The organism is Microcystis sp. M179S2 (assembly GCF_020245805.1).
Classification (GTDB): Bacteria; Cyanobacteriota; Cyanobacteriia; order Cyanobacteriales; family Microcystaceae; genus Microcystis; species Microcystis aeruginosa.
This window is the reverse complement of the sequence record NZ_JADBUE010000319.1, coordinates 1-3826: the sequence shown is the minus strand read 5'-3', so window position 1 is coordinate 3826 and position 3826 is coordinate 1. Positions and strand designations below refer to the sequence as shown.

General features: G+C 42.5%; 1 protein-coding gene and 1 pseudogene. Both read right to left on the bottom strand.

Features of this window, described 5'->3' with window-relative positions; genetic code table 11:
• Positions 1–137 (bottom strand): annotated as a pseudogene (locus IM500_RS20045) (Uma2 family endonuclease); the annotation flags it as partial.
• Positions 138–253: 116 nt separating this feature from the next.
• Entirely contained in the window at positions 254–3613 is a 3360-nt protein-coding gene (locus IM500_RS20040) for a helicase-related protein (protein WP_287739404.1), read from the bottom strand.
• Positions 3614–3826 lie beyond the last annotated feature (213 nt).

Here is a 3826-nt window from a genome sequence, read left to right as displayed (position 1 = left end):
TCGCGCCATAATAATTCTAGACAACTAAGGAGAATGATGATCTGTTGCAGGTGTAGATCACTTTCCAATGGTGGTTCATCACTCCATAAATCTGTGGGGGGACAGGTAACTTCTGGGATAATGTCTAGGGCTGTCATGACTTTTTCCCGGTATTTTAGGATTGATTAATTGTAGCTTTTTCTCACTACTTTAGAGATGGTGCTGGGGGATTTTTGCCCCTAACTTAATCCTATACCTTGACCGATCGCCGTTTCTAAACTAAAGCCTGACTGCAAATAATGATGGGAATTGGTTGCTCCTCACCTTGCAAGCGGCGGCGATCTAACCAGTCCCGCATCTCATGTTGGCTATATAATTTCTTCAGTTCGCTAAACAAAGCTTCTCCTGTCAGGCTACGGCGCTTAATCAGGTTTAACTCGCGCTTGAGTACAGTGGTAATCGGTTGGCGAAAGGCCTGTTCTAATAGGTTAACCTGCTTGCGGATTTCTTCATCCTGCGTGGTTTTGAACAGCAGTCCCAATTCTCGCAAGATGTATCGCTGTGCTTGAGTCAGAGAACGGCTGTACTCCCGTTCAGACTGGCGGTGTTGGACTTCTTGGGCAAATTTCACCTTGACTTGCATGACTGCTTGGTTGTAATTTTTGGGCAGCGGCAGTGCTGCTTCTTCTGGGTTGGTTTTGAGCATTCCTAAAATGCGGGCAGTATCTTTTGATCTGATCTCTCCCTGTTCATCGAGCCAATATAATTGCTGGTAGCCCTTCCAATCTTTGCGGTTCGGGTAAGAAGCTTCACAGAAGACAATTATGCCCTTATTGAGAGAAAAGCGAGCCGTTCGGATGCCATGAGGCAGGTTAGCTATCCGTTCGTATTCAGCCGGATTTTCTCGCTGGAGTTGTCTGAGAATTTCTTCGGCTTCATTGAGGTCGAGAAATTCTCCCTCATCTTCAAACAAACTTAATTGATGACTACCACTTTTTTCATAAATCGCATACATAGCCTCTTCGTTAAGCTGTTCTGTTGGGTCGAGAATTGCCGCATCCTCACCGATGGTTTCGTGAATTTCTTGAATGCGGTTTTTGAGTTTTTGTCGTAATCCTAGATTCCGCTCTAATCCCGTCTCTGGGAGAAAATTAAAGCCGTAAACCACATCATTCTCGCTGCCAATCCGATCAATCCGACCAAACCTTTGAATAAGTCGGACGGGATTCCAATGCAGGTCATAATTAATAATCAGGTTGCCATCTTGTAGGTTTAAACCTTCGGCTAAAACATCGGTAGCAATTAAAGTCTTGATTTCCGACTCTCCCTGTTGTAATTTATAGTATTTGTTGGCTTTGGGGGCAAATCTTCCCACTACCTGCGCCTTATCTTTATCGCCACTGTAGATGACTTCTAGATCGTCTCGATCGCCGTTAGGATTGAGGTTTTGATACAAGTAATAGGCGGTATCAGCATACTGAGTAAAGATGAGGCACTTGCTATCTTGCAGCGGAGGTTTATTCAACCAGCTTTTAAGGGTTTGTAATTTAGCGTCTTTGTCTGGGGTAATTGGCTCAACTAAGTGCAAAATTTTCTCTAGCAATTGGATGTCATGTTCGAGGTGTTTCTGCAATCTTGGGGCATCAAAATCAGCTAGATCATACTTCCCAGATGCCTGACTCAAGGCATCGATAATGTCTTGTTCTTCCCCATTGTTTGGCTCATAGAGAATTGCCTGAGCTTCTTCTCCGGCGGGGATAATTCCTTGGCGTAAAGCTTCTCGAAAGCGTTGATGGACTTGCAGTAATTTCTTAACAGTTTGTTGGAAAGCATAAACGCTAGATTCAAAGCGTTTGAATAGCAGAACTCGCATCAGTCCTCTTAAATTTGCTCCCCCAGTTTGTAAACTGAGTAATGGTTCTTGTTTGCGCTTATTTTGTAATACATAATTTCCCCAACCATAACGAGCATAGCAAAGTTCATTTTTACGAGGGTTGGCTGGTTGTCGTTGGCGAGATTTCCCTAAATATTGGCGCAGTTCTTGGTAAAGTCCTTGATAGGTATCTTCAATACTATATTCAATGGTTTGTAGTTCTCTTTTGGGAAAAAACTGATGCTTACCGCCCACAATAACGTAAGCGCGTTGATTTCCGTTTAAATAATCCTTGAAATTGTCTGCATCTACGGGTTTATTAGTCTTGGCATCAAAGCCGTACCAGCGTAAAATGTGGTTGCGAGTGCGCCGGATCAAGATGTTAGATAACAAGTCAGGTAACTGTTTTTCCCCTTTCTCTACTAATCGAAAATATTCTTTTAGATCGGGCGGATCTATGGGTAAATCTGTCTTATCATCTTGATGAAAAAGTTTAATCTGATGATAAATATCCCAAGCACTTTTATTACGAGGAGTTGCTGTCAGAAAACAGCATTGTCTCCCAGCTGCTAAAAAGGCTTCGACAATTTTATATTTTTGGGTTGCAACATTCCGCAGGTTATGACTTTCATCAATTAAGATAAAATCTCGATCTTTGTATTTAAAATCTTCTAATAAAACTCTGATGCCACTGGTTTCATCTTCCCGCAGGAATCCCATCGATAAAACGCGGGCGTTAAGTTGATAAATTTCGTTGTAGCGTTCCCACATTTCCACCAGTGGCGCTGGACAAATAATGAGGGGGCGGGATTTTTCTACTTGTTCAAAGCGTTTGACAATGGCAGCACCAATAAAGCTTTTTCCTAGTCCTACCACATCGGAAACGAAACAACCCCCATACTCGCGGATGAGTTTAACAGCTTGGTTAACTGCTACTTTTTGAAAGTCTGCTAGTTTCTCGGTAATTTCGTTATCTATCATCATTTCTCTGGCAGTTTCTTCTGTCAATCGATCGCGCACGAGCATATAGAGAGTTTTCATATAGATGTCGTAGGGACGTACTGGCATCATCGCCCAAGACTGTTGTAAAGACTGCATCAGTGTTTCATCAAATTCTGTTGCTTCCTGCCAAAGTTGGTTAAACCATTCTGTTAAACTGGCATGATTTTCATTACCGTGAACGATAACATTAAGTTCGGTATTGTGGGAAATTCCTGATAAAGTAAGGTTAGAAGAACCAACGATAGCAAGGCCTTTTTCTTGACGTTCCAAAGGTTGTCCCTGCTGGTTATAAATTGTCCCGTAGTCGAAGATATAGGCTTTAGCGTGGAGTCGCCCTTTAGTATAAACTCGCACCTGAAGGCGTTTTTCTTCAATCATTTGAACCAGATTTTTTACTAAGGTTTCTGCTTGATCTGTTTGGTCCATCAGTTCGACGCTGGAACGAATATTGTCGGCGGTTTCTGTTGCCATCTGCTTGCGTTCTGTCCGTTTGGGATATTCTTGTGCCTCTAGATGGTCTTTAATTAATTCTAAGCGGCGGTAGCCTTCTGCTAATTGTTCGATGGTTTCCCTGTTGCTGGTGTTGCCAATCAGGAGGCGCATTTGTTGGATAGTGGCGAGACGAGGTGCGATCGCAGTAAAGCCGGAGAGGAAAAAGTAACCGACGGCAAAATGAGCGGCTTCTGAAGAGTGGAGAATTTGGTTGATGTTATCGACTAATTTTTGCTGGCGATTGTCGATGATGTCGTGGGTAGGCATAGTTCGATATCCATAAGATAATTGTTATATGAATAATGTTTTTTAAGAAAATTTACCCTATATCTGGACTTACCCCATACATAAATACTAAAAAATTAACAAAACCCTTACTGCAGGTCGCTTCTCAGAAAAAATTGAAAAGAGGCTACTGGGTACATTTTTCCCTTGAAAATGGCTGTACCGTTGACTGTATCTGGAGTAGAGCGATTCCGT

Coding starts and splice junctions, on each gene's coding strand:
- IM500_RS20040 (WP_287739404.1), bottom strand. CDS start 3,613: ATGCCTACCCACGACATCATCGACAATCGCCAGCAAAAATTAGTCGAT.